Source organism: Streptomyces inhibens (genome assembly GCF_003389455.1).
GTDB classification, from domain to species: domain Bacteria; phylum Actinomycetota; class Actinomycetes; order Streptomycetales; family Streptomycetaceae; genus Streptomyces; species Streptomyces inhibens.
This window is the reverse complement of sequence record NZ_QUAC01000353.1, coordinates 1-4,226: the sequence shown is the minus strand read 5'-3', so window position 1 is coordinate 4,226 and position 4,226 is coordinate 1. Positions and strand designations below refer to the sequence as shown.

At 70.0% G+C, this 4,226-nt stretch carries 4 protein-coding genes; 1 reads left to right on the top strand and 3 read right to left on the bottom strand.

From position 1 onward, the window contains the following. Positions 1 to 62: 62 nt before the first annotated feature. Entirely contained in the window at positions 63 to 1,181 is a 1,119-nt protein-coding gene (locus DY245_RS34345) for an LLM class flavin-dependent oxidoreductase (RefSeq protein ID WP_128511033.1), read from the bottom strand. A 287-nt stretch (positions 1,182 to 1,468) separates the two neighbouring features. Between DY245_RS34345 and DY245_RS34340 the strand changes: the two genes are divergently transcribed. Beyond that, positions 1,469 to 1,825 (top strand): L-rhamnose mutarotase, encoded by a 357-nt coding sequence (locus DY245_RS34340; RefSeq protein ID WP_128511032.1) that lies wholly within the window; start codon positions 1,469 to 1,471, stop codon positions 1,823 to 1,825. On the opposite strand, the gene DY245_RS47180 is transcribed toward DY245_RS34340, so the two are convergent. After that, complete coding sequence (locus DY245_RS47180; RefSeq protein WP_244943448.1) at positions 1,740 to 2,972, bottom strand: hypothetical protein; 1,233 nt, start codon at positions 2,970 to 2,972, stop codon at positions 1,740 to 1,742. The two genes, DY245_RS34340 and DY245_RS47180, sit on opposite strands and share 86 nt — an antisense overlap. Positions 2,973 to 3,177: 205 nt before the next feature. Continuing rightward, positions 3,178 to 3,945 carry a dienelactone hydrolase family protein gene (locus DY245_RS34330; RefSeq protein WP_014173938.1) on the bottom strand — a complete coding sequence of 256 codons (768 nt, stop codon included), beginning with the start codon at positions 3,943 to 3,945 and terminating at the stop codon, positions 3,178 to 3,180. Between the last annotated feature and the right edge of the window lie 281 nt (positions 3,946 to 4,226).

The following is a 4,226-nucleotide window of genomic DNA, read 5'->3' as shown; positions in this document are numbered from 1 at the left end:
GCCGCGCCCCCTTCGATCGGGGGCGCGGCGCCGCCTGCTGTCGGTTCAGGGCCGGCCGGCTCCTACGACGCCTGTCGTGAGCCGGTGGTCGCGCGCTCCGCGTCGCGCTTGGCGACCTCCTCGCGGACGATCGGGATGACATACCGGCCGAAGTCGATGGCGTCGTCGAGCAGGTCGTAGCCGCGGGCCGAGAGGATGTCCACGCCCAGGTCGTAATAGTCGAGCAGGGCCTGGGCGACGGTCTCCGGGGTGCCGACCAGGGCGGTGGAGTTGCCCGCGCCGCCGGTCTCCGCGGCGGTCGGGGTCCACAGCGCCCGGTCGTGCCGCTCACCCTCGGCGGCCACCGCGAGCAGCCGCTGCGACCCGGCGTTCTGCGGGTTCGTCAGCGGGTGCCGGCGGCTGAGCGCGCCGCCCGCCTTGCGCGCCTTGATCCGCTCCAGCGTGCGGTGCGCCTTCTCCCAGGCCAGCTCCTCGGTGGGCGCGATGATCGGCCGGAACGCGACCTGGATCCGGGGCACATCGCTGCGCCCGGCCGCCTGTGCCGCCGCCTTCACCGAGGCGATCTGCTCGGCGGTCTGCGCCAGCGGCTCGCCCCACAGGCAGTAGATGTCCGCCTCGGCGCCGCCCGCCGCGTACGCCGCCGGCGAGGAACCCCCGAACGACACCTGCGGATGCGGCTGTTGGACGGGGAAGGTGTCCGAGACGAAGTCATGGAAGCGGTAGTGGGTGCCCTCGTGGTCGAAGGGCTCGTGGGTGGTCCAGATCTTCTTGACGATGCGGATGTACTCGCGGGTGCGGTCGTAGCGCTCGTCCTTGGTGAGGGTGTCGCCCTCGCGGCCCTGCTCATGGTCGTTGCCGCCGGTGATGAAGTGCACGGCGAGCCGACCGTCGCTGATCCGGTCCAGCGTGGCGAAGGTCTTCGCGGCGAACGTCGGATAGGAGACATTGGGGCGGTGGGCCACCAGGAGTTGCAGGGTCTCGGTGCGTGCGGCGACATAGGCGGCGGCCGGTGACGGGTCGGGGGAGCCGGAGCCGTAGGCGAACAGCACCCGGTCCCAGCCGTACTCCTCATGGGCGCGGGCCAGTTTGAGTGTGTAGTCCTTGTCGAAGGACGCGCCGGAGCGCGGGGTGACTTCGGAACCGTCGTTGGTCGCGGCAATGCCGAGGAACTCGACAGGCATGGGTGTGGCCTCGTCTTCTCGTAGGACATGCGCTGTGGCATGCGGCCGTACGGAAGGGCCGTACGGCGGGGGAGGGGGCGCTACGGAGAAGTCAGTGGCAACAGGAGGCCGACCACACTCGACCGAAGTCGATGTGGTCGCGGGTGACCAGCCGCTGCTGAGGACGCATGAGGCCAGTGGAACAGGTAGATGTATGCGCCGTCAACCAATTGCCGGACGGCGCTGTGGAGTTCATGGGGCCGGGGAAGCGGGTGTTGCGGGCGGGGCGGTTGATGGAGGATGCCGCCATGAGTGCGACAAGCGGCGAAAAAGCCACCCCTGTGCGGCGCTTCGGAAAGCTCATCACACTGCGCCCGGAACACCGCGAAGAGTATCTGCGACTGCATGCAAAGGCCTGGCCGGAGGTGCTGGCGACGATCACCGCCTGCAATCTCCGCAACTACTCGATCTTCGTTGAGGGCGAGGTGCTGTTCTCGTACGTCGAGTACATCGGCGACGACTACGCCGCCGACATGGCCAAGATGGCCGCCGACCCCGTGACCCAGCGGTGGTGGCGGCTCACCGACCCCTGCCAGGAGCAGACCGAGGGCGCCGTACCGGGGGAGTGGTGGACACCGATGCGGGAGGTCTTCCACCACGACTAGGAGCCCGTACGAGGGGTGTGACCGAGATACGCGCCAAAGGGGCAACGGGATGATCTTGAAGCACTGATCCGCTCGGATTTACCTGCGGCGACGTGCAGCGGGGTCGCGTTCGGCGACGTGCCGGGCGACCGAGTCGACGCCGGGGCGGGCGTAGCGCTCCAGGGAGCGGACGGAGGCGTGGCGGGAGCGGGCCAGCAGCATCGGGGTGGAGGTGCCGTCCTCCGCGTCGTGCGTCAGGGCACTGTGACGTAGCCGGTGAAGCGTCCAGCCGTCCAGGTCCTCGATGTCGTCGGGCGAGGCGAGGGGGGTTTGCCAGCAGCCGGGTGTTCTCCTCGAAGATCTCCTCAGCGCGGCGGTAGGAGAGCCGGGCCCGGCCGGTCTCCGGGCACACGTCGAGCGTGGGTGTTCCGGCCGGGGCCTTGCGGTCGGTGAGGAACAGCGGGCCGCGGGTACGGCGGGCGATGAGGCGGGGCAGGAGCTGGGCGGTGCCGGACTGCCAGTGGATCCACTCGGTCGCCCCGCCCTTGGCGGTGATCCTGCCGCGCTTGTCCTGCGGGTAGAGGTCTTCCACGTTGAGGCACAGCACCTCGTCGGCCCGTGCGGCGGACTCGTAGAGCATCTTCCACTGCGTCTTCTCCCGCAGCGCGACGTCGAGGCGCCACAGGGCGGCGATCTGGTTCTCCGCGAGAGCCTTGGTGCGGTCCGGCGGCGCCGGCCGCCGCTCGATGCCGATCGTCGGATCGCACTCGATCCAGCCTTGGCGCTGCCACCAGCCGATCGCCTTGCGCGCGATGGACAGCTCCCGGTTGACGGTGTCGGCGTCCATCTCGTCCGCCCGCGCCGCCGCCAGCTCGGCCAAGACCTCCGGCAGCGCCGGGTCGTCGATCGCCGCGACGGGGAAGACGGGCGGCTTCGCGCCCCGGCGGGCGGGTCCGGTCGGCGGCGGTTCGCCGGCGAGCATCCATCCCCACGTCGTGAGGGAGATCCGGTAGATCCGCGCGGAGGACTTCGCGATGCCCGCGCCGGTGAGGTACCGCTCGACCGCCGCGGTGTACGACGACGGCAGGGCGGACAGAGGTACGACCCGAGCGCGCGGCAACCGAAGTGCGCCCCCGCTCCCGAGTTCGGTCACCGGTTCGATCGTCACGCCGTCCCGCCCTTCCGGTACTGCCGCAGTAAATGCGTACACCTCGCCCCGGCGGCCGGATTGGTCCGCCGCAGGTCGCGGTGATCACGGTAGGGACTCTGCCGCAGTAAATCCGGTATTTACTGCGGTAGTTGTGAATACGTCTCCGCGATCGAGTAACCGCCCGAATGCGTTTCTGCTGTGCGGACTTGAGGGGAGTGGACTGTCAGTGCCCGGGGCCAGCATGCTTACCTGGGTCATGCCCCAGATCCTCCGTCACGGGCAGGCACTCGGCGAGCAGGTCGACGACGTCGCGCCAGGCTCGCTGCGCGTGCCGTGGGTGGTAGCCGACGCCGGGGACCACGGGGTGGCCGACCGGCGGGTGGTGGAAGGCGTGCAAGGCGCCGCCGTAGACCGCGAGGCGCCAGTCGACGCCCGCGGCCTGCATCTCAGCGGTGAACGCGTTCCGTTGCGCGGGCGGCATGATCGGGTCTTCCGACCCGACCCCGGCCCACACCGGGCAGCGAATGCGCGCCGCCTCGCCCGGTCGGCCCGTGGTCAGTGCGTTGACTGTCCCGATCGCGCGCAGGCTGACGCCGCCGCGCCCGAGTTCCAGCCCGACGGCACCCCCCGTGCCATAGCCGACGGCGGCGATCCGGTCGGGGTCGGTCCGCGGTTCGGTGCGCAATACATCGAGCGCCGCATGGCCGATGCCTCGCATCCGCTCGGGATCAGCGAGCAGCGGCAGGCAACGGGCCAGCATCTCCTCGGGGTCGCCCAAATAGCGCCCGCCATGAAGGTCGAAGGCCAGCGCTATATATCCCAGCTCGGCGAGAGCATCGGCCCGGCGGCGCTCGACGTCGCTGAGCCCCATGCCCTCTGGTCCGAGCAGCACCGCGGGCCGGCGGTCGACACCGGCCGGGAGCGCGAGGTGTCCGATCATCGTCAAACCGTCGGCCGGATACTCGACCGTACGCGTCGTAATCGTCGTCATGAGACTGGACTGTAGTGATCGTCGAGCCCGGTCCGGCCGCTGTTCTGCCGCTGGCAGAACAGCGCGGGTACCCCTCTGAAATACGGCGAGGGCCCACAAGAACCGTCACAAACCCCGCCCCCACGGCAGCGCTATCGGATCACCTGCCCGGGCCACGGTGTTGGAGGCTGACCCTCGCAGCAGGATTCTGGGGTATATCGGCCCGCTCCCGTGAAGGGCGTCACCAGCTAGTTCCCTCACGGCTCAGGCAGCCTGGCCGAGACCGGCGGCGGTCAGGTCCT

Excerpts from the sequence above, each read along its gene's own strand:
- DY245_RS34345 (WP_128511033.1), bottom strand. The coding sequence starts at position 1,181 with ATGCCTGTCGAGTTCCTCGGCATTGCCGCGACCAACGACGGTTCCGAA.
- DY245_RS34340 (WP_128511032.1), top strand. The coding sequence starts at position 1,469 with ATGAGTGCGACAAGCGGCGAAAAAGCCACCCCTGTGCGGCGCTTCGGA.
- DY245_RS34330 (WP_014173938.1), bottom strand. The coding sequence starts at position 3,945 with ATGACGACGATTACGACGCGTACGGTCGAGTATCCGGCCGACGGTTTG.